The following is a 25,773-nucleotide window of genomic DNA, read 5'->3' on the forward strand; positions in this document are numbered from 1 at the left end:
AGGATCGAATAACCAAGCCCTTGGAAAGGGCGAAAAAACCGGGAGGAACTTAGGATGAGTTTTAAGAAGTTTGGCCTCGCTACCCTCGGCGCGGCGATGCTGGCGGGCTCCCTTGCCCTGCCGGGACTGGCGGCCGCACAGGAACAGTTCGTGCCGCTGCTGGTCTATCGCACCGGCCCCTATGCGCCGAACGGCATTCCCATCGCCGACGGCTTCAACGACTATATGCAGCTCGTCAACACGCGCGACGGCGGCATCAACGGCGTCAAGTATTCCTGGGAAGAGTGCGAGACCCAGTACAACAACGACCGCGGCGTGGAATGCTACGAGCGCCTGAAGGGCAACGGCCCGACCGGCGCCAGTGTCGTCAATCCCTACTCGACCGGCATCACCTATGCGCTGATCGACCGTGCCACCAACGACAAGGTTCCGGTTCTCTCCATGGGTTACGGCCGCGCCGACGCTTCCGACGGCACGGTCTTCCCCTACGTCTTCACCATGCCGATCACCTATTGGGCCGGCGCCGACGTGATGGTGCAGTACGCCAAGAAGGAGTCCGGCGGCAGCCTGAAGGGCAAGAAGATCGCCCTGGTCTATCACGACTCCGCCTACGGCAAGGAGCCGATCGCGACCCTGGAGCGTCTCTCCAAGGAAGAGGGCTTCCAGTTCTCGGCCTATCCGGTCGCCCATCCCGGCCTGGAGCAGAAGGCGACCTGGCTGCAGATCGGCCGTCAGCTGCGTCCGGACTGGGTCTTCATGTGGGGCTGGGGCGTGATGAACTCCACGGCCATCAAGGAAGCGGCCGCCGTCGGCTTTCCGATGGAGAAATTCGTCGGAGTCTGGTGGTCCGGGGCCGAGGCGGATGTGACCCCCGCCGGCGATTCGGCCAAGGGCTACAAGTCGCTGAACATCACCGGCGTCGGCACCTCGGCGCCGGTCTTCAAGGACATCGAGAAGATGCATGCCGACGGCAAGGGCGTCGCCGACAAGGCCAACATCGGCACGGTGCTCTACAACCGCGCCCTGGTGAATGCCTTCTTCTACACCGAGGCGATCCGCATCGCCCAGAGCGAGTTCGGGGTGAAGCCGCTGACCGGCGAGCAGATCCAATGGGGCATGGAGCATCTCGACATCACCCAGGAGGCGATCGACGCGGCCGGAATGTCCGGCCTGCTCGGTCCGGTGAAGATCACCTGCGCCGACCACGAGGGCGGCGGCTCCGCCCTGGTGCAGCAGTGGGACGGCTCCAAGTGGCAAGCGATCACGGACTTTATCTCTCCGAATCGCGACGCCCTGCGTCCGGCCTACGAGGCATCGGCGGCCCAGTACGCCAAGGAGAAGGGCATCACGCCGCGCAGCTGCAGCTGATACGGCGTGCGTTTTCCGCACCCCCGAAGCCGTTTGGGGGACCTTCGAGGCAAGGGGGCGGTCCAGCGGACCGCCCCCGCGCCCCCAAGCCCCGGGAACCTCTCACTCTCTAGCGATTGCCAGATGCCATGAGCGACGCCGCCAGTCTGACCCAGCCCGCCCCGGACAGCGCCCCCGGCGCGCCGATTCTCTCGGTGAACAACATCGAGGTGATCTACGACCACGTCATCCTGGTGCTCAAGGGCGTCTCCCTGGAGGTGCCGCTGGGCGGCATCGTGGCCCTGCTGGGCGCCAACGGCGCCGGCAAGACGACGACCCTGAAGGCGATCTCCAACCTGCTGCGCGCCGAGCGCGGCGAGGTCACCAAGGGCTCCATCGAATTCGAGGGCAGGCGCGTCGACGCGCTGACCCCCAACGACCTGGTGAAGTCGGGCGTGGTGCAGGTCATGGAAGGCCGCCATTGCTTCGAGCACCTGACCATCGAGGAAAACCTCCTCACCGGCGCCTACACGCGCGCCGACGGGCGCGGTGCGGTGCAGGCCGACCTGGAGATGGTCTACGCCTACTTCCCGCGCCTGAAGGAACGGCGCGGATCCATGGCCGGCTACACCTCAGGCGGCGAGCAGCAGATGTGCGCCATCGGCCGCGCGCTGATGAGCCGGCCCAAGATGATCCTGCTCGACGAGCCCTCCATGGGTCTCGCCCCGCAGCTTGTCGAGGGCATCTTCGAGACGGTCAAGCGGCTGAACGAGGAGGAGGGCGTGTCCTTCCTGCTGGCCGAGCAGAACACCAACGTGGCGCTGCGCTACGCGCGCTACGGCTATATCCTGGAAAGCGGCCGCGTGGTGTTGGACGGCGACGCGAACAAGCTGCGCGAGAACGAGGACGTGAAGGAATTCTACCTCGGCCTCTCCGCCGGCGGGCGTAAGTCCTACCGCGACGTGAAGCACTACAAGCGCCGCAAGCGCTGGCTCTGACGCCGGTGCGGGTCTAGGCTGCTGCCATGGAATACTTCGACACGCTCGAAACCCGCGCGCCGCAAGACCGCGAGGCGGCCCTTCTGGCGGCGCTGCCGGCGCAGATCGATCACGCCAAAACCAGGGCGCCGGGCTATGGCGAGATCCTGGCCGGGGTCGAGCCCGCCGAGGTGATGAGCCGTGCCGCCCTGGCCGCCCTGCCGGTCACCCGCAAGTCCGACCTCATGGAGCGCCAGGCGGCGGCGCCGCCCTTCGGCGGCCTTGCGGCCCTGGGAAAGGAGGGGGCGGCCGGGCAGGCGGCGCACCTCTTCGCCTCGCCGGGTCCGATCTACGAATTCGACACCGCGCGGGCCGGCTTCTGGCGCCTGGAACGCGCTCTCTTCGCCGCCGGCTTCCGCCCCGGCGACGTGGTGCACAACTGTTTCGCCTACCACCTGACGCCGGGCGGCTGGATGCTGGACGGCGCGGCGCGCAGCCTGGGCTGCGCCGTGGTGCCCGGCGGCGTCGGCAACTCGGAGCAGCAGGTCCAGGCCATCGCCCACTTCCGGCCCTCCGGCTACACCGGCACGCCGGACTTCCTGAAGGTGCTGCTCGACAAGGGCGACGAACTGGGCGTCGACTGCGGTTCCATCACCCGGGCGCTGGTCTCCGGCGGCGCGCTCTTCCCGCAGATGCGCCAAGCCTATGCCGAGCGCGGAGTCGCGGTGCTGCAATGCTACGCCACCGCCGACCTGGGCCTCATCGCCTACGAGTCGGAAGCCCGCGAGGGCATGATCCTGGACGAGCACATCATCGTCGAGATCCTGCGCCCCGGCACCGGCGATCCGCTGCCCGAGGGCGAGGTGGGCGAGGTGGTCGTGACCACCCTCAATCCCGACTATCCGCTGATCCGCTTCGCCACCGGCGACCTTTCGGCGATCCTGCCGGGGGCCAGCCCCTGCGGACGCACGGCGCCGCGCATCAAGGGCTGGATGGGCCGCGCCGACCAGGCGGCCAAGGTGAAGGGCATGTTCGTGCAGCCGGCCCAGGTGGCGGCGGTGCTGAAGCGCCACCGCGAGATCGCCCGCGCCCGCCTGGTGGTGATCCGCCAGGACGACAGCGACGCCATGATCCTGCACTGCGAAGTCTCGGGGGGCGATGAGGCTCTGGGCGAGGCTATCGCCGCCAGCCTGCAGGAGGCCTGCAAGCTGAAGGGCGCGGTGGAACTGGTCGCGCCGGGTAGCCTGCCCAACGACGGCAAGGTCATCGACGACCAGCGCAGCTACGACTGATCCGCAGCCTCAGGCGCCCTTGGGCGCGTGTTTGCGGCAGGAGACGTGAAAGCTGGACTGCGGGCGGTCGCGCGCCTCGATGACGATGTCCTTCCGGCTGCCGATGAGCTCCCAGACCGGATGGCGCAGCGCCGGGCAGATGGCGGAGAAGAAGGCGGGCCGGGCGCCGCCCGGCAGTGCCCGCTCATAGGCCCAGAGGCGGTCGGAAAGCCCCACCATGACGAGGACGCCGTCGTCGCGGGCGGTCACCGAATCCAGCCGCCAGCCCGCCGGCAGGCCTTCGTAGGCGTAATAGGCCTCCACCGCCCGCACGCCTGTCCCGGCGGCGTCGCCGTTCCCTGTCGCCGGCGCCGGGCCTTGCGTTGGCGGGGCGGCGGCGCAGGCCGCCAGGAGCAGACCGGCAAGCAGGGCTGCGAGGGTGCGGAAAGGGCTCATGGCGGCGATTTTAGCCGCAGCGGGCCCCCGCCGTGAAGCCGCAGAAACAAGGGGTTTCGCGGCAGGCGAAAAATCACAATATCGCCGCATTTGCGGCCAGAAGCCGACACCTTCGCCACCTATCTTGATACTCACGGAGACTTCCCCTCTCTGTAGAGGAGCCCAGCCTGCCTCGATAGATGCCCCGAAATGGCTGGTACTAAGGGGCGGCCGACTGCCCCGACCAAGCGCGGCCGCCCCGAATTTCTCCGGAAACGTTTTTCTCCGGAAAGCTCCAACTACGGGCGGTTGCGTACCCCAAGCCAAGCGGGACCGCCCGCTTTTTTTGTCCAATTCATTGTCGTGAAGCAGGGGCCTGCGCGGCGGCCCCCGTTAACACGGGCCGCAGGGTTGAACTCGGCGGTTCGGCATTCCCGTGCTTTGGCGGTCAGGCGGCGGCGCCTTCCGCACCGCGCCGCGCGACGATGCGGTGGGCGGGCAGGCGCAGGGTCACGGTGGTGCCCTTGCCCAGCTCGCTTTGCAGATCCAGGGTGCCGCCGTGCAGCTCGGCCAGAGCCTTGGCCAGCGGCAGTCCCAGGCCGGTGCCCTTGGCCTCCTGCTCGGGCAGCTTGCCGACCTGGCCGAAGACGGCCAGCGCCTGCGGAATGTCCTCGCGCGCGATGCCGACGCCGTTGTCGACGGCCTGGAACACGAAGCCGCTGCCCTCGGTGGCCCAGCAGCGCAGCATCACGGTGCCGCCCTCGGGCGTGAACTTGATGGCGTTGGCCAGCAGGTTCACCAGGATCTGCGTCAGCCGCCGCTTGTCGGCCTTGACCGCCGGCAAGCCCTCGGGACAGTCGAACCTCAAGGCGACGCCGGCGTCCTGCGGGCGTCCGTTCAACAGCACCTCGACGTTCGAGATCAGCGCCGCCGGCTCGATGACGCTCTCGTGCAGCGTCTCACGGCCGGACTCGACCTTCGACAGGTCGAGGATGTCGTTGATGATGCCCAGCAGATGCTGGCCCGACTGGCGAATGTCGGTGGCGTAGCCGCTGTATTTCAGATTGCCGATGGGCCCCATGGACTGCTGCTCGATCATCTCGGCGAAGCCGATGATGGCGCTCAGCGGCGTGCGCAGTTCGTGGCTCATGCGCGCCAGGAAGGCGGATTTGGCCTCGTTGGCCTGGTCCGCGCGCAGCGCCTGCTCGCTGGCCTGGCGCAGGCCGGCCAGGGCCTCGTCGAGCCGCTTTTGCAGGTTCGGGCCGGCCTGTGCCTCCGCGCCGCCGCCGCCGTCAAGTGCTGCCGTCAGGGCGTCCAGGCGCAGGGCCTGGCGCCGCGCGAAGAGCAGTTGGGCGGTGAGCAGGGCGCCAAGGAGGAGGCCGAGGCCGGCGCCGCCGATCAACACCCAGGCGGGCAGCAGGATCGTCTCGGTGCCGTTCATCAGGCCCTGCGCTCCGCCGCTATGCCGGTTGTTCGCCGAAGCCGCCGAGACCCACCTTGGGGGCGTCGTCGCGGCCGCGCATCCAGCCCTTCTGGAACTGGCTCTGGCTGGCGATGCGCTCGTAGTTGTCGAGCATGGCGTCGATCTCCTGGCGGTCGACCAGGTTGGTTTTGTAGATGAGGTTGCGCAGGAAGCGGTTGAAGCGGCCTTCGTTCTGCATGTCCTGCTGCACGCAGGCATGGACCAGGCCGACCACATAGCCGAAGCGGAAGATGGTGGGTTCTTCCTCGCCGAAGCCGGCGCTGTGGGTGCCGATGAAGGAGGCCAGCTCGTTGACCGTTGCCTGTTCGGCGGTGATCTCCTCGACCACCTGGATGGCGTCGGCGCCGTTGCATTCCTCGGAAAGGGCCTGCAGTTCCCTGATGGCTTTCTTGCGCCGTTCGGAGCCTTCGTCGGAGGACCCTCTGCGCGACCAGAACTGCACCCGCTCCAGGATCTCGGTCATGGGCGCCGACTTCACCAGGTAGTCGTCGCCGCCGGCCTGCAGGCACTCCAGGATGGTGTCGGGGTTGTCGAGAGCGGAGAGGAAGAGGATGGGCGAGGGGTGCAGGCCCTGCATCTTGCGGATCCGCGCACAGGTCTCGATCCCGTCCAGGCGCGGCATCATGACGTCGAGAATGATGAGCTGCGGGTTGGACACCTTGTGCAGCATGCCGATGGCCTTTTCGCCGTCGGCGACCTTCATGACGCTGAAGCCCGCGGATTCCAGCATGTCGGCGTACATGCGCCGCAGGGTGTCGTTGTCTTCGGCCAGAATGATGGGTCTTGCCGACATCGCGAGGGCCTCTTGGGGCTGTTCTCAGAACCTCCGCCCGGGGTCCGGGCAGGTCACCAGTCTGGGCCTTTGTGGTTAATTTTCGGTATCAACCACCGGAAGAAATTCATATCCGCACTTATTCGGATCCGGTGTGGCTGGACCCCTGCCGCGTGCGGCTGGTGCGCCGCGCCGCCGATCTGCTATACCCCTGGCCTCGGTTTGCTGTGCGCCTGCGGCCTCTCTCCGCGGCCGCCGGCGGACCCTCCCGACGATCCAACCACTGCGGCCCATCCACTTCGGTCCACCCACCTCATGGCGAACTTCGAAGGTCGATCCCTGCACTGCCGGCGCGGCGGCCGCGATGTCTTCGCCGACCTCTCCTTCAATCTGCCGCCGGGCGGGGCCTTGCTGCTGACCGGACCCAACGGCTCGGGCAAATCCAGCCTGCTGCGCCTCATGGGCGGCCTGCTGAAGCCGGCCGCCGGCGAACTGCTGTGGGGCGGCCGGGCGATCGCCGAGGCGCCGGAGGAGCATGCCGAGCGGCTGCACTACCTGGGCCATCTCGACGCGGTGAAGCCGGTGCTGAACGTCACCGAGAACCTGCGGTTCTGGGCCGATCTCAGGGGGGGTGAAGCCGCCCTGGACGACGCGCTGGAGCGTTTCGCCCTGACCGAGCTGGCCGCCGTGCCGGGCCGCCTGCTCTCCGCCGGCCAGCGCCGCCGTCTGGCGCTGGCGCGCCTGGTCGCCGCGCCCGCGGACCTCTGGCTGCTGGACGAACCCTCGGTCGGTCTCGATCACGCCTCGGTGGAACGCCTGGCCCAGGCCATCGCCGCGCACCGCGCCGGCGGCGGCCGGGTGGTGGTGGCGACCCATACGGCGCTGCACCTCACCGAACCGCTCCGTCTTTCCATGGACGCCCTGGCGCCGCCGCCTTTGCCGGAGATGGTATGGTGAGGGAGAAGTCATCATGAGGGGCTTGGCGCTCATCGTCGCCCGCGACCTGCGCCTGGCGCTGCGCCAGAGCGCCGACGCCTGGCTGGCGGTGCTGTTCTTCGTGCTCACCGCGGCGCTCTTCCCCTTCGGCGTCGGGCCGGAGCCCAACCTGCTGGCGCGCATCGCCCCGGGCATCATCTGGGTGGTGGCGCTGCTCGCCGTGCTGCTGTCGCTGGAGCGCCTCTTCCTCGCCGACTTCGAGGACGGCAGCCTGGAACAACTGCTGCTCTCCCCCCTGCCGCTGGAACTGGCCGTGCTGGGCAAGGTGCTGGCCCACTGGCTGACCACCGGTGTGCCGCTGATCGCCGCGGCGCCGCTCCTCGCCATTCTCTTCAATATGGATCTCTCGGGCCTCGGCGTGCTGCTGCTGGCCATGCTGCTCGGCACGCCGACCCTCAGCCTGGTCGGCGCGGTCGGCGCGGCGCTGACCCTGGGGGCGCGGCGCGGCGGGGTGCTGATCCCGCTGCTGGTGCTGCCGCTTTATGTCCCGGCGCTGATTTTCGGGGTCGGGGCCACGGACGCGGCCCTGCTGGGGCTGACGGCGCGCCCGCACCTGCTGCTGCTCGGCGCGGTGCTGCTGGTCATGCTGGTGATCACCCCCCTGGCCGGGGCCGCCGCCCTCCGCCAGGCGGTGGAGTAGCCGCAGGACAGCCGGCGAACTCCCGGTCCCGGATCAAAATCCTATTGGGGATGATTTTCAGGGCGCGCGCGCGGTTTCCCAGTGCTGGCATGACTTGGCTCAAGGCACTAAATAGAGGGGGCCTTTAGGAAAGCAGCTATGCACCGCTTCGCAAATCCGGCGCGCTTCACCCGCCTTGCCGACCGCGTCCTGCCTTTCGCCGCCGCCGGCGCGGTGGTGGCGCTGGGCGTCGGCTTCTATCTGGCGCTCTTCGAGGCCCCGGCGGACTACCAGCAGGGCGAGAGCGTGCGCATCATGTACGTCCACGTGCCCTCGGCCTGGATGGCCATGTTCATCTATGTCGCCATCGCCGTGGCCAGCGCCGTGGCGCTGATCTGGCGCCATCCCCTGGCCGACCTGGCGGCCAAGGCCTCCTCGCCGGTCGGCGCCGGCTTCGCCTTCCTTACCCTGGTCACGGGCTCGCTCTGGGGCCGGCCCATGTGGGGCACCTGGTGGGAGTGGGACGGGCGCCTGACCTCGATGCTGATCCTGTTCTTCCTCTACCTCGGCCACATGGCGCTGCTGAACGCCTTCGAGGACAGCCAGCGCGGCTACCGCGCGGCGGCGATCCTGGCCCTGGTGGGGGTGGTGAACATCCCGATCATCAAGTTCTCGGTCGACTGGTGGTCGACCCTGCACCAGCCGGCCAGCGTGATGCGCCTGGACGGCCCGACCATTCACCCCTCGATGCTGTGGCCGCTGCTGATCGTCGCGGTGGGCTTCAAGCTCTACTACCTCACCATCGCTCTGCTGCGCATCAAGAGCGAACTGATCGCCGCGCGCCTGCGCGCCCTCGACCTGGCGACGGTGAAGGCGGCCGAGGTTCAAGGACAGACGGCACGGGGCTAGAGGGATCTAACCACGAAGGAAGCTGCGCGATTCGGTCGCACTCATGCGAATAGAGACTGACGCCGCGGGGTCGAGCCCCTAGATTTGGGCCTCGACGGCCGCCGCCGGCAACGGCGGCGCCGCCCCGCGAGAAGGGCCGGGAAGGTCCCGGACGGGAGAGGGATGAAGGAAACGACGGCATTTTTGGATATGGGCGGCTACGCCGCCTTCGTCTGGCCCTCGCTGGTCGTGACGCTGGTGATCATGGCCGGCCTGCTGGTCGCGACCCTGCGTCAACTGCACAGCCGGCAGCGCCGCCTGGCCGAGCTGGAGGCGCGTGGCGCCCAGCGTCAGCGCCGCCAGCGCCCCGCGCAGGAGGAACCCGCCGCCCGGGAGCAGTCGCCGCAGCCGGACGCTGGCCCGCGGGAGGCCCGGCCATGACCCGCAAGCGCCGCCGCCTCTATATCGTCGTCGCCGCGCTGCTGGTCTTCGGCGGCGCCACGGCCCTGGTGCTGACGGCCCTCGATGACAATCTCGACCTCTTCCAGAGCCCCAGCCAGATCGCCGCCTCGCCGCCGCCGCCCGAGCGCGGCATCCGCCTGGGCGGCCTGGTGGAGGAGGGCACGGTGCTGAAGTCCACCGACGGGCTCAGCGTCACCTTCCGGATCACCGACGGCGCCCAATCGGTGCCGGTCAGCTATCGGGGCATCCTGCCGGACCTGTTTCGCGAAGGGCAGGGCGTGATCACCGTCGGCAACATGGGGACCGACGGCACCTTCCTGGCCCGCGAGGTGCTGGCCAAGCACGACGAGAACTACCTGCCGCGCGAAGTCGTCGACGCGCTGAAGGAGTCCGGACAGTGGCAGGGCAGTGAAACGGCGGAGGGCGCCCAATGATCATCGAATTGGGGCACTTCGCGCTGATCCTGGCCCTGGCCGCGGCTCTGGTGCAGGGCAGCCTGCCGATGATCGGCGCGGCGCGCGGCCATGCCGCCTGGATGGCGCTCGCCGGTCCCGCCGCCGTCGCCCAGCTCTTCCTGGTGGTCTTCGCCTTCTGCGCGCTGACCAATGCCTACGTCACATCCGACTTTTCCGTCCTGAACGTGGTGCAGAACTCGCACTCGGCGAAACCGCTGCTCTACAAGATCACCGGCGTTTGGGGCAACCACGAGGGCTCCATGCTCCTGTGGATCCTGATCCTCGCGCTCTTCGGCTCGGCGGTGGCGGTCTTCGGCGGCAACCTGCCGCCCAGCCTGCGGGCGCGGGTCCTGGGCGTGCAGGCCTGGATCGGCATCGGCTTCATGGCCTTCACGCTCTTCACCTCCAACCCCTTCGAGCGCGTCTTCCCGGCGCCCTTGGACGGCGAGGATCTGAACCCGCTGCTTCAGGACCCGGGGCTGGCCTTCCATCCGCCCATGCTCTACGCCGGCTACGTCGGCTTTTCCCTGGCCTTTTCCTTCGCCATCGCCGCCTTGATCGAGGGCAAGGTGGACGCCGCCTGGGCGCGCTGGGTACGGCCCTGGACGCTGCTCGCCTGGTCGTTTCTCACCGGCGGCATCGCGCTGGGTTCCTGGTGGGCTTACTACGAACTGGGCTGGGGCGGCTGGTGGTTCTGGGATCCCGTGGAGAACGTCTCCTTCATGCCCTGGCTGCTGGGCACGGCGCTGCTGCACTCCGCCATCGTGGTCGAGAAGCGCAACGCGCTGAAGGTCTGGACCATCCTGCTGGCCATTCTCACCTTCTCGCTGTCGCTGATCGGCACTTTCATCGTGCGCTCCGGCGTCATCACCTCGGTGCACGCCTTCGCCACCGACCCCGAGCGCGGCTTCTTCATTCTGCTGCTCCTGGCCATCGCTATCGGCGGTTCGCTCACCCTCTTTGCCCTGCGCGCGCCCTCGCTCAAGGCCGGCGGCCTCTTCGCGCCGATCAGCCGCGAGGGCGGCATGGTGATCAACAACCTCTTTCTCGCCGCCGCCTGCGCCGCGGTCTTTCTGGGCACGCTGTACCCGCTGTTCCTGGAGGCGCTGGACGGCTCCAAGGTGTCGGTCGGCCCGCCTTTCTTCAACGCCACCTTCGTGCCGCTCATGGTGCCGCTGATTTTTCTCATGGCCATCGGCCCCATGCTGCCTTGGAAGCGCGCCGACCTGGCCGCTGCGCTGCTGCGCCTGAAACTGGCCGCGCTTGCGGCGCTGCTGGTTGCGGGGCTGACCTGGTACCTCGAGAGCGGCGGGCCGATCCTGGCGGTGGCCGCCATGGGCCTCGCCGCCTGGCTGTTCTTCGGCGCCCTAGTGGAATGGGCCGACAGGGTCAAGCTGTTCCGGGCGAGGCCGGGCGACTCCTGGCGCCGCGCCCGCAGCCTGCCGCGCGCCGCCCACGGCGTGACGCTGGCCCACGCGGGCCTGGCCGTCGCCATGGCCGGGATGATCGGTTCCTCGGTCTGGAAGCAGGAGGTGGTGACCAACCTCAGGCCCGGCGAAAGCATCGAGATCGCGGGTTACAGCCTGCTCTTCGAGGGCGTCGGCAAGCTGGACGGGCCCAACTACAAGGCCGAGCGCGCCCGCTTCACGGTGACCCGCGGCGGCGAAGAGATCGCCCAGATGTTTCCCGAGAAGCGCGTCTATCAGGTGAGGGCCATGCCGACCACGGAGGCCGCGATCCGCACCACCCTGTTCGCCGATCTCTATGCGGTGATCGGCGACGCCGACGGCCAGGGCGGCTGGACGGTGCGCGTCTATCACGAACCGCTGGTCCCCTGGATCTGGATCGGCTGCCTGGCCCTGATGGCCGGCGGGCTGATCTCGCTCAGCGACCGGCGCCTGCGCGTCGGCGCGCCGCGCCGCCAGAGCAAATCCACCACGCGCCCGGCCGCGGCGTAACCGACGGCGGATCATCGTTCCATGACGAAGCGTCTTCTTTTCCTGCTGCCCGTGCTCATCTTCCTGGTGGTGGCCGGCTATTTCCTTTGGGGCTTGGGGCCGGAGCGCGATCCGAAGAACATCCCCACCGTGATGATCGACAGGCCGACTCCCGGCTTCGACCTCGCGGCGGTGCCGGGGGTCGGCGTTCCGGGTCTGGCCACCGCCGATCTGGGCAAGGGCCAGGTGGTGCTGGTGAACTTCTTCGCCTCCTGGTGCGTGCCCTGCCGCGCCGAACACGCCTTCCTCACCGACCTGGCGGAGGAGACCGGCGTGCCGCTTTACGGCATCAACCACCGCGACAAGCCGGAGGACGCCGCCGCCTGGCTGGCCGAGTTGGGCAATCCCTACACCCGTATCGGCGCCGACCCCGGCCGCGCCGCCGTGGAATGGGGCGTGACCGGCGTGCCGGAGACCTTCGTCGTCGACCGCGAAGGGCGCATCCGCTATCACCACCGCGGCCCCCTGGTGCCCGATGTGATCGAGCGTCAGGTCAAGCCGCTGCTGGAGGAGCTGCGCTCATGAGGCACGGCCTCCTGAAAACGCTGGCGTGCGTTCTGCCGCTGCTGCTGGCGGGCGCCGCGGGGGCCGTTGAGCCGGACGAGGTGTTGGACGATCCGGTGCTGGAGCAGCGGGCCCGCGACCTTTCCGCCGAGATCCGCTGCGTCGTCTGCCAGAACGAGTCCATCGATTCCTCCAATGCGGAGATCGCGCGCGAACTGCGCTTGCTGGTGCGCGAGCGTCTGGTCGCCGGCGACAGCGACCGGCAGGTGCTCGACTACCTGGTGGCGCGCTACGGCGATTACGTGCTGCTGCGCCCGCCGATGAAGCCCACCACCTATCTGCTGTGGTTCGGCCCCTTCGTGATGCTGGCGCTCGGCGCGCTGGGCGTCTTCGTCTACTTCCGGCAGCTCCGCGCCGCGCCGGCGCAGCCGCCGCGCCTCAGCGCCGAGGAGGAAGTGCGCCTCGCCCGCCTGCTCGACGAAGAGGACCCGACTAAAGAATGATGTTCTGGATCCTCGCCGCCGCGATGGCCGCGTTGCTGGTCGTCGCGCTGCTGTGGCCGCTGCTGCGCAAGGGCGCCGCCGCGCCGGCTGCGGCCGACTACGACCGCACGGTCTACCGCGACCAGCTCGCCGAGTTGGAGCAGGACCTCGAACGCGGATTGATCGACAAGGACGAGGCCGAAGCGGCGCGCCGGGAAATCGGGCGCCGTCTGCTTCAGACCGAGGACGGCGCTTCCCGGGGCGCCGCAAGGCGCGATGGCGGGACAAGCGGTGCCACCTGGCGCCGCCTGGCCGTGCTGCTGATCGTGGCCCTGCCACCGGCGGTCGGGCTTGGTCTCTACCTGCATCTCGGCACGCCGGACCTGCCGGGCCTGCCGCTGGCCGGGCGCGATCCCGGCGGCCCGCTCGAAGTCGGGCTGCTGGAAAAGCGCCTGCTCGAGCGCATCGAAGCGGTGCCGCAGGACATCGAAAGCCGGCTGATCCTGGCCCAGGTCTATGCCCGCACCGGCCGCTTCGGCCAGGCGGCGGAGGTCTACCGCGCCGCCATCGCCGAGGTCGAGAAGCAGGGGCCGGCGCCCGGCGCCCTGCACGCCGCCCTGGGAGAGAGCCTCGTCGCCCAGGACAAGGGCCGCGTCGGGCAGGCGGCGCGCCTCGCCTTCGCCGCCGCCATCGAGGCCGACCCGGGCAACGCCCGCGCGCGCTACTACGCCGGCCTCGCCATGGCGCAGGACGGGCGGCTGGAGGGGGCCATAGGGGTCTGGAAGGGGCTTGCCGAGGACCTGCCGGCCGACTCGCCGATGCTCGGCCTGCTGCGCCGACAGGTCGCTCAGGCGGCCCAGGAGGCGGGCATCGAGCCGCCGGTCCTCGCCGCGCGGCCCCAGGGGCCGCAGGAAGCGCCGCCTGCCGGCGCCGCGCCCGGGCCCTCGGCCGCCGACGTGGAAGCGGCCCAGGAGATGTCGGTGGAGGAGCGCCAGCAATTCATTCGCGCCATGGTCGCGCGCCTGGCCGATCGCCTGGCCGCGGACCCGGCGGATGCGGACGGATGGCTGCGCCTGGCCCGTGCTCACCTGGTGCTGGGTGAGCCCGACGAGGCAAAGGAGGCGCTGGCCGCCGCGGAGGCCCAGATCGCCGTCCTGCCGGAGGGGGCGCCCGAGCGCGCCGGGCTGAGCGAGCGCCTGGAAGGCCTGCGCCGGGAACTGCCCTAGCGCGCCGGCGGGCGGTTTCGGCACCGGGGCGGGAAATTCCGGCCTTGCGCCGCCGATCGCCGAGGCTTCGCCGGCCTGGCGCCCGCCAGGCCGCGCCCGGACGGCACCTTTTCCTTGGCATCGTGAAAGGCCTGCCGTACCGTCGAGGCCAAAGCGCCAGCAATAGGCGCATCCCACAGGGGGTTTAAGGGTTTGGTGTTAGCGGACCAGTTGTCCGGGTCGGCTGCCGCCACGGCGGCACTGGTTGCGGAAAATATTCACAAATCCTTCGGGGACCTGGAGGTTCTGAAGGGCGTTTCCTTGACCGCGCGTGAAGGCGACGTCATCGCCATGCTGGGCTCCTCCGGCTCCGGCAAGAGCACCTTCCTGCGCTGCCTCAACCTGCTGGAGCGGCCCAACGCCGGGCGCATCGTCGTCGCGGGGGAGGAACTGCGCCTGAAGCCGGCCAAGTACGGCGGCGGGCTGGAGGCCGAGGACCGCGAACAGATCCGGCGCATCCGCGCGCGCCTGGCCATGGTGTTCCAGAGCTTCAATCTCTGGTCCCATATGACGGTCCTGCAGAACGTCATCGAAGCGCCGGTCCACGTGCTGAAGCGGCCCAAGGCCGAGGCGATCGACTACGCCGGCGAGATCCTGCAGAAGGTCGGCCTCTACGACCGCCGCGACTACTATCCCGCGCACCTTTCCGGCGGCCAGCAGCAGCGCGTCGCCATCGCCCGCGCGCTGGCCATGGATCCGGCGGTGATGCTGTTCGACGAACCGACCTCGGCCCTGGACCCGGAACTCGTGGGCGAGGTGCTGCGGGTCATCCGCCGTCTTGCGGAGGAAGGCCGCACCATGATCGTGGTCACGCACGAAATGGGCTTCGCACGCGAGGTCTCCAGCGAGACGGTCTTCCTGCATGAAGGCCGCGTCGAAGAGCAGGGGCCGCCGCAGGAGGTCTTTACCGCTCCGCGCTCGGCGCGTTTCAGACAGTTCTTGGAGGGCACCTTGAAATGACCGGCTGTCCTTCATCGTCCGTTCAGGACAAAATCAAAATCGAAAAAGCAAATGGAGGCAACTCGTGAAAAAGATTTTCTCCGCGGTCTTCGTCGCCGCTTTGGCCATCGGCTCGTCCCTGGGGGCGATCCAGGCCGACGCCAAGGAATGGAAGAAGGTTCGCATCGGCGTCGAAGGCGCCTATCCCCCGTTCAGCGAAGTGACGGCGGATGGCAAGCTGGTCGGCTTCGACATCGACATCGCCAACGCGCTCTGCGATCAGATGAAGGTGGAGTGCGAGCTGGTGACCCAGGACTGGGACGGCATCATTCCGGCGCTGCAGGCGCGCAAGTACGACGCCATCGTCGCTTCGATGTCGATCACGCCGGAGCGTAAGGAAAAGGTCGACTTCACCAACAAGTACTACAACACCCCGGCCAAGTTCGTGCGCAAGAAGGGCTCGAGCATCGAGATCACCAAGGACGGCCTGAAGGGCAAGACCGTGGGCGTGCAGCGCGCCACCATCCACGACAACTTCGTGACCGAAGTTTACGGCGACGAGGTCGAGGTGAAGCGCTACGGCACCCAGGACGAGGCCTATCTCGACATGGTCGCCGGGCGCCTCGATCTGCTGCTGGCCGACTCCGTGGCCATCCAGGGCGGCTTCCTGGATACCGACGACGGCAAGGCCTACGAGTTCGTGGGGCCGGACTTCAGCGATCCGAAGTACTTCGGCGACGGCGCCGGCATCGCCCTGCGCAAGGGCGAAGACGACCTGCGCGAGATGTTCAATCAGGCCATCGAGGCGATCCGCGCCAACGGAAAGTACAAGGCCATTCAGGACAAGTACTTCGATTTCGACGTCTACGGCAGCTAAGGCAGCCTTGATGTCCGTTTGAGAGAACGCCACCGTCGTATCGCCGGCGGTGGCGTCTTTCTTTCTGGCGAGGGAGAGGAAGTGGAAGAGCAATGGACGAGCTGATCGCCCGCTTGCCGTTCCTGCTCGAAGGAGCGCTGGTCACCGTGTCGGTGTCGATTCTCTCCGCGCTCATCGCCATCGTGCTTGGCTTGGTGACCGCCGCGGCCAAGCTGTCCAAGTCGCGCCTCGCCCTCTCGCTCGCCAGCGTCTACACTACCGTGATCCGCGGTGTGCCCGACCTGGTGATGATGCTGCTGATCTACTTCGGAGGCCAGGTGACGGTGAACGCCATCGGCGCCTACTTCGATTGGGATTACATCGACATCAATCCCTTCGTCGCGGGAACGCTCACCATCGGCTTCATCTTCGGCGCCTATATGGGCGAGACCTTCCGCGGCGCGTTCCTGGCGGTGCCCGTCGGGCTGCTGGAGGCCGGTTACGCCTACGGCATGACCAGGGTGCAGGTCTTCTCGCGCATCCTGATACCGCAGATGATGCGCCACGCGCTGCCGGGCATCGGCAACAACTGGCTGGTGCTGATGAAGTCGACCGCCCTGGTCGCCGTCATCGGTCTGAACGAGATGGTGTTCCGTGCCGGGCAGGCCGGCGGTTCGACGCGCCAGCCCTTCGTCTTCTATCTCTTCGTGGCCTTCGTCTTCCTGGCCTTCACCACCGTCTCGATCTGGGGGCTGCGTTGGGCCGAGAGACGCTACAGCGTCGGCGTGCGGAGGGTCTGAGCCATGGACTTCGGGCCGATCCTGGAGAACTACGACCTCTACCTGGAAGGGCTGGTGACGACGGTGAAGCTGGTGTCCGCTTCCCTGGTGATCGGCCTGGCCATGGCGATTCCCTTGGCGATCCTGCGGACCTCCAGCAATCCGCTGGTGAATCTTCCGGTCTGGTCTTTCACCTACTTCTTCCGCGGTACGCCGCTGCTGGTGCAGATGTTCCTGATCTATTACGGCCTGGGCCAGCTGCAGTTCATGATCGAGCTCAGCCGCGAAGTCGACTTCCTGCGCGACGCCTACTGGTACGCGCTCTTTGCTTTCACGCTCAACACGGCGGCCTACACCACGGAGATCATCAAGGGCGCCATCGACGGCACGCCTTACGGCGAGATCGAGGCGGCGCGCGCCTGCGGCATGTCGAAGGCGCAGACCTACACCCGGGTCATCCTGCCCAGCGCCTTCCGCCGCGCCCTGCCCGCCTACTCCAACGAGGTCATCTTCATGCTGCACGGCTCGGCGATCGCCAGCGTCATCACCATCGTCGATCTGACCGGCGCGGCGCGCATCGTCAACTCGCGCTACTTCAGCCCCTACGAGGCCTTCCTGTCGGTGGCGGCGCTCTACCTCTGCCTCACTTTCCTTATCGTCGGCGGCTTCAAGCTGCTGGAGCGGCGCTGGTTCGCCCACCTGCGCCCGCGCGAGGATGTCTCCGGCAAGGCCAAGGACAAAGGCAAGCTTCGCCAGGCAGCCTGACGGGAGGAGGTGTCCGATGCCGGAATATCTCGCTCCGGGAGTCTATGTCGAAGAGGTCCCCGGCGGGGCACGGCCCATCGTGCCGGTGGAAACCGCCGTTCCCGTCTTCATCGGCTACACCGAGAAGGCCCAGGGACCGCAGAGGGAGGACCTGACCGGCAGCGCCGTCGAGGTCGCCGCGCTGCGCGACTACCAGGCGCACTTCGGCGAGGCGCCGATCCATCCGGTGACGCTGACCGTGGAAAAGCGCGTCGACGCCCGTGGCCGGCTGCTGGGTGTCGAGGTCGACTGGCCGCGCCGGCGCAGCGTCCCGCGCCACTTCATGAACTACGCGCTGCAGCTCTATTTCAGGAACGGTGGTGGGCGCTGTTTCGTCTATTCCCTGGGGCGCTACGGCCGGGCGAGCGCGGACGACTTCCTGGCCGCGCTTGCCGAGCTGAAGAAGATCAAGGGGCCGACGCTATTGGTCCTGTCCGATGCGGTGAAGCTGAACGCGGCGGACTACGCGGTGGTGTTGCAGGCGGCGCTGGACGCCTGCGCCAAAACGCGCGACCGCTTCACCGTCGCCGAGGTTCCGGGCGCCCTGCCGGGCGGCACTGACGACCTGGCGGCGGTCGAGGCCGATTTCCGTGCCCGCCTTGGCGGAGGCCGGCAGAGGCAGTTCGGCGCCGCTTATTTTCCCTACCTGGAAAGCCGTCTGCCGCTGCGCACCACCGAAGCCCGCGTAATGCTGAAACGCTTCGAGGTCGTCACCGTGGCCAAGGATGGCCGCGAGAGCCGGCGGCAGCGGGGCGCCGCCGCCGGACGACCTCTCGACGACCGCCGGCTCGCCCTCGCCAGGCGGGAGCCGGAGGTTTACGACGCGGTCCGGCGGTTTCTGAAGCGTGCCTATGCCACGGTGCCCCCGTCGGGCGCGGTCGCCGGCCTCTACGCCCGCACCGACGCCACGCGGGGCGTCTGGAAGGCGCCGGCGGGCAACGACGCGCTGGCCGGAGTGAGCGGCCCCGCGGTGACGGTGAGCGACGGTTTCCAGGAGGCGCTGAACGTCGATCCCGCCGGCGGCAAGTCGGTCAACGCGATCCGCAAGTTCGCCGGGCGCGGCACCCTGGTCTGGGGCGCCCGCACCCTGGCCGGCAACGACAACGAGTACCGCTACGTCAACGTCCGCCGTCTCTTCATCTTTCTCGAGCAGTCGATCCACGCGGGCACCCAGTGGGCGGTTTTCGAGCCTAACGAGCCCGCCACCTGGGCCGGTTTGAAAGCCTCGATCGAGAACTTCCTCCACGCGCTCTGGCGGCAAGGCGCCTTTCAGGGCGCCAAGCCGGAAGAGGCCTTCACGGTCGCCGTGGGCCTGGGCGCGACCATGACCCAGGACGATATCGACAAGGGACGCCTCATCGTCCTGGTCGGGGTGGCGCCGCTGCGCCCGGCCGAGTTCGTCATCCTGCGTTTCACCCACAAGATCCGCACGCCCTGAGCAAGCCCGGCCGCTTACTCGTCGAAAGTGGTCAGGGTTGCGCCGGTTTCGGCGACGAAGACGGCCAGCAGACTGGCTTCTTCGGTGGCGCTGGCGTTGGCGCTGACCAGGTGGCGGCTGCCCGGCGGCTCGAAGAAGCTTTCGCCGGCCTTGTAGACCTTCACCGGCCCGTCCGCCGAGACCTGCGAGCGAATCTCCCCCGACAGCACGAAGGCGAAGACACTGCCGGCGTGATGGTGGGCGGGCGAGTTGCCGCCCGGCGGGTAGGTCACGACCACCGCGGTCAGCTTCTTGCCCGGCACGTTGCCCAGGTCGTGTGATCCTACGGGCGCCACCTGAGCGCCTGGGGTTTCGCCCGCTGCGGGTTTCAGGAGGGTGAGAGCCGGCAGGGCGGCAAGCAGGACGACGGTCGCGCAGGCGGCACGGCGGCGACGGGACTTTAGGACTGGGGTGGACATGGTCTTGGGCTCCTCTTCTGGTGCGCCCCGCCGACGCGGGCAGGGACTCTCCAGAAATGACGAGCGGGCGCGCCGTCTTGTGACGTCGCTTTCGGCGATCAGGGCGCCGGGCCGGCGCGGGCTGGGCGGAATCCGCTCGGGGCCGGTTGCCGTACGGGGCCGCCGTCGTTGCAAGTCGCCGCTGTCTTCAAGAGGGGGAGTTGGTGGAGCTGAGGGGAATCGAACCCCTGACCTTCGCATTGCGAACGCGACGCTCTCCCATCTGAGCTACAGCCCCACAACTGGGCGCCGCGGCGGCAATTCGCCGGGCATGGGATGGACCGAAGGCCGATTTCACGGGAAATCAACCTCGGGCGGGCGGATAATGTGGACAAGGCCCTGTCCTGTCAAGCGGTGCGTTGACCGCCCGATTCCCAGCCTGTTCCCGGCTTTTCCGGGTGGTTCGGCTGCTTGTCTCCGGCCCAAGCGCTGGGTAGGGTAGCGGCCACTGGTTTCCGAAGTCTTTCCGTCCTTCAGCTTAGGGGTTGAAAAGCCGGCCGATGATCATTCTGGACCCCCTCATTCTTATCGTCATGGTTGCCCTCGACATCTATATCTGGATGGTGATCGCTTCGGCGATCCTGTCGTGGCTGGTGCACTTCGGCGTGCTCAACACCCGCAATCAGGTGGTGTCCATGGTTGGCGAGTTCCTCTGGCGTGTGACGGAACCGGCGCTCAGGCCCATCCGCCGCTTCATGCCCAACCTGGGCGGCATCGACATTTCGCCGATCATCCTGATCCTCGTCATCTATTTCTTGCAGATGGTGCTGCAGAACATTCGGATAGCGCTCTTCCAAAGCGGGCTGTAAGGAGGCGGTCATCTCTGAGCTTTCTCGGGGCGGCCCCTTCCGCGATGGCAGGGACTGCCTGCTGGTCGAGCTGCGCCTGCAGCCGGGGGCCAGCCGGGCCAAGGTTGACGGCGTCGTGGTGCTGGACGACGGCGCGGCGGTCCTGAAGCTCCGGGTCACCGAGCCGCCGGAGGGCGGCAAGGCCAACGCCGCGCTGATCAAGCTGCTGGCCAAAACCTGGAAGCTGCCGAAGTCGGCCTTGAGCCTGGTGGCCGGACAGAGCGACCGGCGCAAGACCCTGGCGGTGGCCGGCGACCCGGCGGCGCTGCGGCGGGATCTCGAAGACTGGCTGGCCGGTCTGGATTGAAGGGGCTGGATTGAAGAGCCTGGGTTGAAGGGTGGGGGCTGACGGGCCTGGACCAGCCGGCGGCGCAATCGGAAGGGTGCCGGCCGGCCGGCTCGGATGAACTGGCGCCGCCGTAACTGACAAGCAGAGGGAGTAAGCAATCGTGAGCAGCACCGCAGTTCCTGCCGGAGAGACGCAAGGGGGCGCCGCCCTCATCGACGGCAAGGCCTTCGCCGCCGGCCTGCGCGGCCGTGTCGCCGCCGCGGTCGAGAAACTGAAAGCCGAGCAGGGGCTGACCCCGGGCCTCGCCGTGGTGCTGGTGGGCGAGGATCCGGCCAGCCAGGTCTACGTGCGCTCCAAGGGCAAGCAGACCCTCGAGGCCGGCATGAACTCCTTCGAGCACAAGCTCGACGCCTCGGCCAGCCAGGAGACTCTGCTGGCCAAGGTGGCGGAGCTCAACGCCGATCCCGCCGTGCACGGCATCCTGGTGCAGCTTCCCCTGCCGCCGCAGATCGACAGCCAGACGGTGATCGCCGCCATCGACCCCGATAAGGACGTCGACGGCTTCCACGTGATCAACGCCGGGCGCTTGATGACCGGGGGCAAGGGGGCCGAGGCGCCGCTGGTGCCCTGCACGCCGCTGGGCTGCCTCATGCTGCTGAAGGACCGCCTGGGCGACCTCTCGGGCTTGAACGCCGTGGTGGTCGGCCGCTCCAACATCGTCGGCAAGCCCATGGCCCAGCTCCTCCTGGCCGAGAGTTGCACCGTCACCGTCGCCCACAGCCGCACCAAGGACCTGCCCGCCGTCTGCCGCGGCGCCGACATCCTGGTCGCCGCCGTCGGCCGCCCGGAGATGGTGAAGGGCGACTGGGTGAAGCCCGGCGCCACCGTCATCGATGTCGGCATCAACCGCATCGACGCAGGTGGCGGCAAGACCCGCCTGGTCGGCGACGTGGCCTTCGACGAGGCGGCGGCGGTCGCCGGCGCCATCACCCCGGTGCCCGGCGGCGTCGGCCCCATGACCATCGCCGTGCTGCTGGCCAACACCGTGACCGCCGCCTGCCGCCAGGCGGGCATCCCGGCGCCGGAGTTGGGTTAGACTCACTCGAACAGACCGAGAGCCACCCCCCTCCCAACCTCCCCCCATCAAGGCGGGAGGGGCAGTTGGAGCTGCCGCAGGAAAGTCATTCCCTCCCCCTTTGATGGGGGAGGGTTAGGGTGGGGGTGACAGCCTGACCGTCGAGCGTCGTTGCTGCGTTCTTCTACTTCGGCAGGCCGAGGCGGATCAGGCCCTTGATGGGGGCGTGGGGGTCCTGCGGCTCGCCGCGGCGCAGGATGACGATCCGGCCGGCGCGGGCCAGGTGCACCGCCTGCTGGCGCACGGCGTTCATGTAGCGCCGCCAGACGTCGGGCGGGTCGCTCTTCTTGCGCCGGGTTTCGGCGAAGGCACGGGCCACGTCGTCGGGGCTCACCGTATGATCAGGGCCGCCGTCCTGCAGCAGCTCCAGGATCTTCAAGGCCACCGGATCGGGCCTGGTTTCTTCGTTCTCGGTCATCGCTTCGATCTCTTTGCGGGGGCGGCTGCTTAGCATAGCCGCCGGCCCGGGGCCATATCCGAGAGGGCGATCTGCGCTGGACGGCGGCGCGGCCGCTGACCATAGTGCGGGGGATGCTCGATGCGACGAATTCCCTGGTGGCCGCCACCCTTGCCTTCGTGGGCGGCCATTTCCTGCTCTCCGCCCGGCCGATCCGCCCCTTTCTGGCGCAGCGCCTGGGTGTTCAAGGCTTCCGTCTGTCCTATTCGGCGCTCATGGGAGCGGCCCTCTTCTGGATGATCCTGTCTTACCGCAGCGCGCCCTTTCTGGCCGTCTGGACTCCGGCGCCGGCCTTCGCCTGGGTGCCGCTGCTGGTCATGCCGCTGGCGGCCGTGCTGCTGGTTGCCGGGCTCACCAGTCCGGGCCCGACCATGGTGGGCGGCGAGCGCTTTCTCGACGGCGCTCCGGGCTCGCCCGCCGTGGGCATCCTCTCCATCACCCGCCACCCCTTTCTTTGGGGGACCGGGCTCTGGGCCCTGTCGCATCTGCTGGCCAACGGCGATTTCGCTTCCATGGTGATGATGGGCGGCATTGCCGTGCTCAGCTTCGGCGGTATGCGTCACATCGACCAGCGCCGCGAGGCCGGCCTGGGCGCGGCCTGGGGGCCGATGAAGCTGACCACCAGCGTGCTGCCCTTCGGCGCCGTCCTGAGCCGCCGCACGGTGGTGGATTGGCGCGGCATCGGCTGGTGGCGCCCGCTGCTGGGCCTGGCGGTCTACGCCGCCCTGCTGCACCTCCACCGGGGCTTCATCGGGGTCTCGCCGCTGCCGCTCTGATCGTGTGAATCCGATCTATCTCAAAGGTATTGAGCAGCGTCACGAGGCCGGCGGATCGCCTTCGGCGAGTCCAGCCGACCCCGATCTGCTCCAGCGCCGCCGGGCCGGGCCGTCGCCTTCGCGCCCCGGCAATTTCCTGCAAGGCCGGCGGGCCGGCATCGGCTAGACTGGGGCCATGGCGATCGACCAGCAGACAGCCTATGCCCGCTCGGCCGGGGAACGGCAGGAGCCACCGGGAAACGCCGCGGCCCCGCGCCGGGGGGCGGATTCCGTCTGCTTCTGGCGCGAGAAGCGCTTCGACGACCTGGAGTGCCTGACGGCGCGCTTCTACCGCCATGCTTACGCCCCCCATGTGCATGACACCTTCGCGCTGGGCGTCATCGTCGGCGGCGCCGAGGCCTTCACCTACCGCGGTGTCCGTCACGTGGCGCCGGCCGGCAGCCTGGTGGCGGTCAATCCCGATGAATTGCACGACGGCGCTCCGGCCGACGAGGGCTTCGCCTACCGCATGATCTACCCCTCGGTGGCGCTGATGCAGGACATCGCCGACGAGCTGGAGGACCGCCCGGCGGGCTTCCCCGCTTTCCGCGAGGCCGTGATGGACGACCCGGAGGCCGTCGCGCTCCTCGGCGAGGCGCACGTCCTCATGGAGGCCCATGTCCAGGCGGGCGCGCACAAGCTGGCGGTCGACGAGACCTTCACCGCGGCGCTGGCCCTCATGGTCGGCCGCCACAGCGTCAGCGCGCCGCGCGCCCGCCGCCCGGGCCAGGAACCGGGGCCGATCCGCCGGGCCAGGAGCCTTATCGACGATCTTTATATGCAAGACCTGACCCTTGACGATCTGGCCGGGGCCGCGCGGCTCAGCCGCTATCATTTCCTGCGCGCCTTCCGCCGCGAGGTCGGGGTCACGCCCCACGCCTATCTGACCCATCGCAGGATCGCCGCCGCCAAGCTGCTGCTGGGCGGCGACGAGCCGCTCAGCGAAGTGGCGCTGGCCTGCGGCTTCTACGACCAGAGCCACTTCTCGCGCGCCTTCAAGGGCTGCACCGGCACCACGCCCGGCCAATACCGCCGGGGGACGCGCGCCGCCGCCTGAAGGATGCGGCGCTTCCCGGGGGCCGTGCCGGCGGCGACCGGGACGAGACGGGGTCAGACGAGCTGGCCGTGCTGGATCGGCGTGTTGCAGACCAGGAAGCGCCTCACCTCTCCACCCTCGCCAAGCGGCAGGATCAGCCGGTGCCAATGGCTGGCGGTGATCTGCGGCGGCGCCTTGTGCACCGTATAGACCGGGCAGGGCCGGGCGCGAACCGCCATGTAGCAGGCGGCGAAGAAGGTCTGCACGGTCGAGGAGGTGGCGATATCCCACACCGTCTTGCCGGTCATGTCGAAGCCGGCGACTTTCGCGATCTTGGTCCCATAGAGCGCATAGCGGAAGTCGGCCGCGCCCTGGCCGACGTCGATCAGCATGAGGTAGCCGAGCGCCCGGCGCAGTTCGAAGGGCTCGATCTTCATGACGTTCGCCACCCGGCCGACCTGAGGCAGGGTCTGCCAGTAGCGCAGGGTAAGGCGCAGTTCCTCCATCGGCAGGTCGGATTCCGCAGGGGAGCGGCGCACCTGCAGATCCTTGACCTCGAAATCCAGCGCCTTGGCGATCGCGGCCTTGCCGCGGCCTGTCGACAGATAGTGTTCGATCGCCTCTGCCACGCGCTCGACGGAGATTTCGGACATCACCATCTCTACAGCACCCCCTTGAGCCGCAAGCCGCTGCAGTTTGACCGCGATTCCAGCGAGCCTAGCGGCTATAGGGCCGGCGTCACAGGAGAATTATTGTGACAACAATTCTTCTTTTTGGCGAATTCGGCTGCGGGGCCCGAAGGGCGCAATTTCATGCAAGACCGGCGCGCGCCGAAGCGCCACCTTGGCCGCTTTCGCAAATCCCATCCGGGGAGCGGTATGACGCACAAGGAAAGCGGCGGTGAATTTACGGCCGGAGTTTTGACCATTCTGCCGCTGCTGGTGGCGGTGGTGGTCTACGGCCTGCTGTTCGGCACCCTGGCGGCGCAGAAGGGCCTCTCCCCGCTCGAGGTGGCCATCATGAGCGCCACTGTCTTTGCCGGGGCCTCGCAGTTCGTGGCGGTGGAGATCTGGACCTCGCCGCCCGGCATCGTCCTGCTGGGTGCGACGGCCCTCATGGTGAACCTGCGCCACGTGCTGATGGGGGCGGCCCTGGCGCCCTTCCTCAAGGGCTGGAGCCGCGGGCAGATCTACGGCGGCCTGCATTTCATGGCCGACGAAAACTGGGCCTTCGCCCTGAAGCGCGCGGCCAAGACGCCCAACCAGGGGCGGGTGACCCCGGCCTACTATCTGGGCCTCGCCCTGCCGCTGTACTTCGGCTGGATCGCCTGTACCACCCTGGGGACGATCTTCGGCGGCGTGCTGCGGGACCCGGCGCGCTACGGCCTCGATTTCGCCTTCACCGCAGTCTTCCTGACCTTGCTGGTCAGCCTGTGGAAGGGCAAGCGCAGCTTCGCCCCCTGGCTGGCCAGCGCCCTGGTCGCCGTCGCCGCCCACGCCCTGCTGCCGGGGGTCTGGTACATCGCCCTCGGCGGTCTGGCGGGCACGCTCGTCGGCGCCTTCCAGCCCCCGCCCGAAGTGCCGGAGCGCTATCGCGAGACGGCCGGGGAGGGCGGCAATGCAGCTTGATCCCCTCAGCCTGGCGGCCATCCTGGCCATGGCGGCCTCGACCTACTTCACGCGCATCTTCGGCTACTGGCTGGTGCGCCGCAGGACCGTCACCGGGCGCATGGCCAGCGCCCTGGAGGCGGTGCCCGGCGCCATTCTCACCGCCATCATCGCGCCCATGGCCTTCGCCACCGGCGCAGCAGAAAGCGGCGCAGCCTTGCTGACGGTCCTTCTGGCGCTGCGCCTGCCGCTGATCGTCGCGGTGGCCGGGGGCTGCCTGGCGGTGGTGGCGCTGCGGGCGCTGCTGGGCTAGCCGGCAG

Annotated in this window: 30 protein-coding genes and 1 tRNA gene; 24 read left to right on the top strand and 7 right to left on the bottom strand. The window is 68.5% G+C overall.

Annotated features, from left to right (window positions below):
* Positions 1-54 precede the first annotated feature (54 nt).
* The 3 genes from AAFN88_RS04055 (at position 55) to AAFN88_RS04065 (ending at position 3,616) form a co-directional block, all read left to right on the top strand.
* The gene (locus AAFN88_RS04055) at positions 55-1,368 is read left to right on the top strand and encodes an ABC transporter substrate-binding protein (RefSeq protein WP_347518376.1); all 1,314 of its coding nucleotides are present in this window, start codon (positions 55-57) and stop codon (positions 1,366-1,368) included.
* A 128-nt stretch (positions 1,369-1,496) separates the two neighbouring features.
* A complete protein-coding gene (locus tag AAFN88_RS04060; protein ID WP_347518378.1) occupies positions 1,497-2,345 on the top strand; it encodes an ABC transporter ATP-binding protein in 849 nt (282 codons plus the stop codon).
* Between the two features lie 26 nt (positions 2,346-2,371).
* A complete protein-coding gene (locus AAFN88_RS04065) occupies positions 2,372-3,616 on the top strand; it encodes an AMP-binding protein (protein ID WP_347518379.1) in 1,245 nt (414 codons plus the stop codon).
* Positions 3,617-3,625: 9 nt separating this feature from the next.
* On the opposite strand, the gene AAFN88_RS04070 is transcribed toward AAFN88_RS04065, so the two are convergent.
* The 3 genes from AAFN88_RS04070 to AAFN88_RS04080 form a co-directional block, all read right to left on the bottom strand.
* The gene (locus AAFN88_RS04070) at positions 3,626-4,051 is read right to left on the bottom strand and encodes a hypothetical protein (protein WP_347518381.1); all 426 of its coding nucleotides are present in this window, start codon (positions 4,049-4,051) and stop codon (positions 3,626-3,628) included.
* Between the two features lie 427 nt (positions 4,052-4,478).
* A complete protein-coding gene (locus AAFN88_RS04075; RefSeq protein WP_347518383.1) occupies positions 4,479-5,471 on the bottom strand; it encodes an ATP-binding protein in 993 nt (330 codons plus the stop codon).
* A 19-nt stretch (positions 5,472-5,490) separates the two neighbouring features.
* The gene (locus AAFN88_RS04080) at positions 5,491-6,306 is read right to left on the bottom strand and encodes a response regulator (RefSeq protein WP_347518385.1); all 816 of its coding nucleotides are present in this window, start codon (positions 6,304-6,306) and stop codon (positions 5,491-5,493) included.
* 294 nt (positions 6,307-6,600) lie between these two features.
* On the opposite strand from AAFN88_RS04080, the gene ccmA reads away from it, so the two are divergent.
* The 14 genes from ccmA (at position 6,601) to AAFN88_RS04150 (ending at position 18,769) form a co-directional block, all read left to right on the top strand.
* Positions 6,601-7,242, top strand: a complete 642-nt coding sequence (ccmA, locus tag AAFN88_RS04085) for a heme ABC exporter ATP-binding protein CcmA (RefSeq protein ID WP_347518387.1) — start codon at positions 6,601-6,603, stop codon at positions 7,240-7,242.
* Positions 7,243-7,255: 13 nt separating this feature from the next.
* Positions 7,256-7,921 (top strand): heme exporter protein CcmB, encoded by a 666-nt coding sequence (gene ccmB, locus AAFN88_RS04090; protein WP_347518389.1) that lies wholly within the window; start codon positions 7,256-7,258, stop codon positions 7,919-7,921.
* Between the two features lie 138 nt (positions 7,922-8,059).
* Positions 8,060-8,809 (top strand): heme ABC transporter permease, encoded by a 750-nt coding sequence (locus AAFN88_RS04095; protein WP_347518391.1) that lies wholly within the window; start codon positions 8,060-8,062, stop codon positions 8,807-8,809.
* 162 nt (positions 8,810-8,971) lie between these two features.
* A complete protein-coding gene (gene ccmD, locus AAFN88_RS04100; protein ID WP_347518392.1) occupies positions 8,972-9,229 on the top strand; it encodes a heme exporter protein CcmD in 258 nt (85 codons plus the stop codon).
* Positions 9,226-9,684: a cytochrome c maturation protein CcmE gene (ccmE, locus tag AAFN88_RS04105; protein WP_347518393.1), complete on the top strand. Its 459-nt coding sequence runs from the start codon at positions 9,226-9,228 to the stop codon at positions 9,682-9,684. Before ccmD ends, ccmE begins: the two co-directional genes overlap by 4 nt.
* Positions 9,681-11,663 carry a heme lyase CcmF/NrfE family subunit gene (locus AAFN88_RS04110; protein ID WP_347518395.1) on the top strand — a complete coding sequence of 661 codons (1,983 nt, stop codon included), beginning with the start codon at positions 9,681-9,683 and terminating at the stop codon, positions 11,661-11,663. The genes ccmE and AAFN88_RS04110 overlap by 4 nt, the downstream gene beginning before the upstream one ends.
* A 21-nt stretch (positions 11,664-11,684) precedes the next feature.
* A complete protein-coding gene (locus tag AAFN88_RS04115) occupies positions 11,685-12,227 on the top strand; it encodes a DsbE family thiol:disulfide interchange protein (RefSeq protein WP_347518396.1) in 543 nt (180 codons plus the stop codon).
* Entirely contained in the window at positions 12,224-12,709 is a 486-nt protein-coding gene (locus tag AAFN88_RS04120; RefSeq protein WP_347518398.1) for a cytochrome c-type biogenesis protein, read from the top strand. Before AAFN88_RS04115 ends, AAFN88_RS04120 begins: the two co-directional genes overlap by 4 nt.
* Positions 12,706-13,914 carry a c-type cytochrome biogenesis protein CcmI gene (gene ccmI / locus AAFN88_RS04125; protein WP_347518400.1) on the top strand — a complete coding sequence of 403 codons (1,209 nt, stop codon included), beginning with the start codon at positions 12,706-12,708 and terminating at the stop codon, positions 13,912-13,914. Before AAFN88_RS04120 ends, ccmI begins: the two co-directional genes overlap by 4 nt.
* Positions 13,915-14,124: 210 nt before the next feature.
* Positions 14,125-14,913 carry an ATP-binding cassette domain-containing protein gene (locus AAFN88_RS04130; RefSeq protein WP_347518402.1) on the top strand — a complete coding sequence of 263 codons (789 nt, stop codon included), beginning with the start codon at positions 14,125-14,127 and terminating at the stop codon, positions 14,911-14,913.
* Positions 14,914-14,977: 64 nt separating this feature from the next.
* Positions 14,978-15,769, top strand: coding sequence for an ABC transporter substrate-binding protein (locus AAFN88_RS04135; protein WP_347518404.1), 792 nt, complete (start codon positions 14,978-14,980; stop codon positions 15,767-15,769).
* 92 nt (positions 15,770-15,861) lie between these two features.
* Positions 15,862-16,548, top strand: coding sequence for an ABC transporter permease (locus AAFN88_RS04140; protein WP_347518406.1), 687 nt, complete (start codon positions 15,862-15,864; stop codon positions 16,546-16,548).
* 3 nt (positions 16,549-16,551) lie between these two features.
* Complete coding sequence (locus AAFN88_RS04145) at positions 16,552-17,292, top strand: ABC transporter permease (RefSeq protein ID WP_347518408.1); 741 nt, start codon at positions 16,552-16,554, stop codon at positions 17,290-17,292.
* A gap of 16 nt (positions 17,293-17,308) precedes the next feature.
* Complete coding sequence (locus AAFN88_RS04150; RefSeq protein WP_347518410.1) at positions 17,309-18,769, top strand: phage tail sheath C-terminal domain-containing protein; 1,461 nt, start codon at positions 17,309-17,311, stop codon at positions 18,767-18,769.
* Between the two features lie 14 nt (positions 18,770-18,783).
* On the opposite strand, the gene AAFN88_RS04155 is transcribed toward AAFN88_RS04150, so the two are convergent.
* Positions 18,784-19,227, bottom strand: coding sequence for a cupin domain-containing protein (locus tag AAFN88_RS04155; RefSeq protein WP_347518413.1), 444 nt, complete (start codon positions 19,225-19,227; stop codon positions 18,784-18,786).
* A gap of 201 nt (positions 19,228-19,428) precedes the next feature.
* Positions 19,429-19,504, bottom strand: a tRNA-Ala gene (locus AAFN88_RS04160).
* 262 nt (positions 19,505-19,766) lie between these two features.
* On the opposite strand from AAFN88_RS04160, the gene AAFN88_RS04165 reads away from it, so the two are divergent.
* The 3 genes from AAFN88_RS04165 to folD all read left to right on the top strand — a co-directional run bounded on the left by AAFN88_RS04165 (position 19,767) and on the right by folD (position 21,499).
* Positions 19,767-20,075, top strand: a complete 309-nt coding sequence (locus AAFN88_RS04165) for a YggT family protein (protein ID WP_347518415.1) — start codon at positions 19,767-19,769, stop codon at positions 20,073-20,075.
* A gap of 70 nt (positions 20,076-20,145) precedes the next feature.
* The gene (locus tag AAFN88_RS04170) at positions 20,146-20,421 is read left to right on the top strand and encodes a DUF167 domain-containing protein (protein ID WP_347521630.1); all 276 of its coding nucleotides are present in this window, start codon (positions 20,146-20,148) and stop codon (positions 20,419-20,421) included.
* 142 nt (positions 20,422-20,563) lie between these two features.
* A complete protein-coding gene (gene folD / locus AAFN88_RS04175) occupies positions 20,564-21,499 on the top strand; it encodes a bifunctional methylenetetrahydrofolate dehydrogenase/methenyltetrahydrofolate cyclohydrolase FolD (protein WP_347518417.1) in 936 nt (311 codons plus the stop codon).
* A 163-nt stretch (positions 21,500-21,662) separates the two neighbouring features.
* On the opposite strand, the gene AAFN88_RS04180 is transcribed toward folD, so the two are convergent.
* Positions 21,663-21,956 carry a DUF3253 domain-containing protein gene (locus AAFN88_RS04180; protein ID WP_347518419.1) on the bottom strand — a complete coding sequence of 98 codons (294 nt, stop codon included), beginning with the start codon at positions 21,954-21,956 and terminating at the stop codon, positions 21,663-21,665.
* Between the two features lie 113 nt (positions 21,957-22,069).
* Here AAFN88_RS04180 and AAFN88_RS04185 point away from each other — a divergent pair, with 113 nt between their 5' ends.
* Together AAFN88_RS04185 and AAFN88_RS04190 are read left to right on the top strand one after the other, a co-directional pair.
* Positions 22,070-22,771: an NnrU family protein gene (locus AAFN88_RS04185; protein ID WP_347518420.1), complete on the top strand. Its 702-nt coding sequence runs from the start codon at positions 22,070-22,072 to the stop codon at positions 22,769-22,771.
* A gap of 175 nt (positions 22,772-22,946) precedes the next feature.
* Positions 22,947-23,867: an AraC family transcriptional regulator gene (locus tag AAFN88_RS04190; RefSeq protein ID WP_347518423.1), complete on the top strand. Its 921-nt coding sequence runs from the start codon at positions 22,947-22,949 to the stop codon at positions 23,865-23,867.
* Positions 23,868-23,920: 53 nt separating this feature from the next.
* On the opposite strand, the gene AAFN88_RS04195 is transcribed toward AAFN88_RS04190, so the two are convergent.
* Positions 23,921-24,499, bottom strand: a complete 579-nt coding sequence (locus tag AAFN88_RS04195; RefSeq protein WP_347518424.1) for a PAS domain-containing protein — start codon at positions 24,497-24,499, stop codon at positions 23,921-23,923.
* 225 nt (positions 24,500-24,724) lie between these two features.
* Between AAFN88_RS04195 and AAFN88_RS04200 the strand changes: the two genes are divergently transcribed.
* Complete coding sequence (locus tag AAFN88_RS04200) at positions 24,725-25,474, top strand: AzlC family ABC transporter permease (protein WP_347518426.1); 750 nt, start codon at positions 24,725-24,727, stop codon at positions 25,472-25,474.
* Entirely contained in the window at positions 25,464-25,766 is a 303-nt protein-coding gene (locus tag AAFN88_RS04205; RefSeq protein ID WP_347518428.1) for an AzlD domain-containing protein, read from the top strand. The genes AAFN88_RS04200 and AAFN88_RS04205 overlap by 11 nt, the downstream gene beginning before the upstream one ends.
* The last annotated feature ends 7 nt before the right edge of the window (positions 25,767-25,773 follow it).

This window comes from Pelagibius sp. CAU 1746 (genome assembly GCF_039839785.1).
Classification (GTDB): domain Bacteria; phylum Pseudomonadota; class Alphaproteobacteria; order Kiloniellales; family Kiloniellaceae; genus Pelagibius.

Excerpts from the sequence above, each read along its gene's own strand:
- AAFN88_RS04075 (WP_347518383.1), bottom strand. The coding sequence starts at position 5,471 with ATGAACGGCACCGAGACGATCCTGCTGCCCGCCTGGGTGTTGATCGGC.
- ccmA (WP_347518387.1), top strand. The coding sequence starts at position 6,601 with ATGGCGAACTTCGAAGGTCGATCCCTGCACTGCCGGCGCGGCGGCCGC.
- AAFN88_RS04080 (WP_347518385.1), bottom strand. The coding sequence starts at position 6,306 with ATGTCGGCAAGACCCATCATTCTGGCCGAAGACAACGACACCCTGCGG.
- ccmB (WP_347518389.1), top strand. The coding sequence starts at position 7,256 with ATGAGGGGCTTGGCGCTCATCGTCGCCCGCGACCTGCGCCTGGCGCTG.
- AAFN88_RS04095 (WP_347518391.1), top strand. The coding sequence starts at position 8,060 with ATGCACCGCTTCGCAAATCCGGCGCGCTTCACCCGCCTTGCCGACCGC.
- AAFN88_RS04190 (WP_347518423.1), top strand. The coding sequence starts at position 22,947 with ATGGCGATCGACCAGCAGACAGCCTATGCCCGCTCGGCCGGGGAACGG.
- AAFN88_RS04115 (WP_347518396.1), top strand. The coding sequence starts at position 11,685 with ATGACGAAGCGTCTTCTTTTCCTGCTGCCCGTGCTCATCTTCCTGGTG.
- ccmE (WP_347518393.1), top strand. The coding sequence starts at position 9,226 with ATGACCCGCAAGCGCCGCCGCCTCTATATCGTCGTCGCCGCGCTGCTG.
- AAFN88_RS04060 (WP_347518378.1), top strand. The coding sequence starts at position 1,497 with ATGAGCGACGCCGCCAGTCTGACCCAGCCCGCCCCGGACAGCGCCCCC.
- AAFN88_RS04150 (WP_347518410.1), top strand. The coding sequence starts at position 17,309 with ATGCCGGAATATCTCGCTCCGGGAGTCTATGTCGAAGAGGTCCCCGGC.
- AAFN88_RS04155 (WP_347518413.1), bottom strand. The coding sequence starts at position 19,227 with ATGTCCACCCCAGTCCTAAAGTCCCGTCGCCGCCGTGCCGCCTGCGCG.
- ccmD (WP_347518392.1), top strand. The coding sequence starts at position 8,972 with ATGAAGGAAACGACGGCATTTTTGGATATGGGCGGCTACGCCGCCTTC.
- AAFN88_RS04185 (WP_347518420.1), top strand. The coding sequence starts at position 22,070 with ATGCTCGATGCGACGAATTCCCTGGTGGCCGCCACCCTTGCCTTCGTG.
- AAFN88_RS04120 (WP_347518398.1), top strand. The coding sequence starts at position 12,224 with ATGAGGCACGGCCTCCTGAAAACGCTGGCGTGCGTTCTGCCGCTGCTG.
- AAFN88_RS04200 (WP_347518426.1), top strand. The coding sequence starts at position 24,725 with ATGACGCACAAGGAAAGCGGCGGTGAATTTACGGCCGGAGTTTTGACC.
- AAFN88_RS04195 (WP_347518424.1), bottom strand. The coding sequence starts at position 24,499 with ATGTCCGAAATCTCCGTCGAGCGCGTGGCAGAGGCGATCGAACACTAT.
- AAFN88_RS04110 (WP_347518395.1), top strand. The coding sequence starts at position 9,681 with ATGATCATCGAATTGGGGCACTTCGCGCTGATCCTGGCCCTGGCCGCG.
- AAFN88_RS04165 (WP_347518415.1), top strand. The coding sequence starts at position 19,767 with ATGATCATTCTGGACCCCCTCATTCTTATCGTCATGGTTGCCCTCGAC.
- AAFN88_RS04065 (WP_347518379.1), top strand. The coding sequence starts at position 2,372 with ATGGAATACTTCGACACGCTCGAAACCCGCGCGCCGCAAGACCGCGAG.
- AAFN88_RS04070 (WP_347518381.1), bottom strand. The coding sequence starts at position 4,051 with ATGAGCCCTTTCCGCACCCTCGCAGCCCTGCTTGCCGGTCTGCTCCTG.
- AAFN88_RS04055 (WP_347518376.1), top strand. The coding sequence starts at position 55 with ATGAGTTTTAAGAAGTTTGGCCTCGCTACCCTCGGCGCGGCGATGCTG.
- AAFN88_RS04180 (WP_347518419.1), bottom strand. The coding sequence starts at position 21,956 with ATGACCGAGAACGAAGAAACCAGGCCCGATCCGGTGGCCTTGAAGATC.
- AAFN88_RS04205 (WP_347518428.1), top strand. The coding sequence starts at position 25,464 with ATGCAGCTTGATCCCCTCAGCCTGGCGGCCATCCTGGCCATGGCGGCC.
- AAFN88_RS04145 (WP_347518408.1), top strand. The coding sequence starts at position 16,552 with ATGGACTTCGGGCCGATCCTGGAGAACTACGACCTCTACCTGGAAGGG.
- ccmI (WP_347518400.1), top strand. The coding sequence starts at position 12,706 with ATGATGTTCTGGATCCTCGCCGCCGCGATGGCCGCGTTGCTGGTCGTC.
- AAFN88_RS04140 (WP_347518406.1), top strand. The coding sequence starts at position 15,862 with ATGGACGAGCTGATCGCCCGCTTGCCGTTCCTGCTCGAAGGAGCGCTG.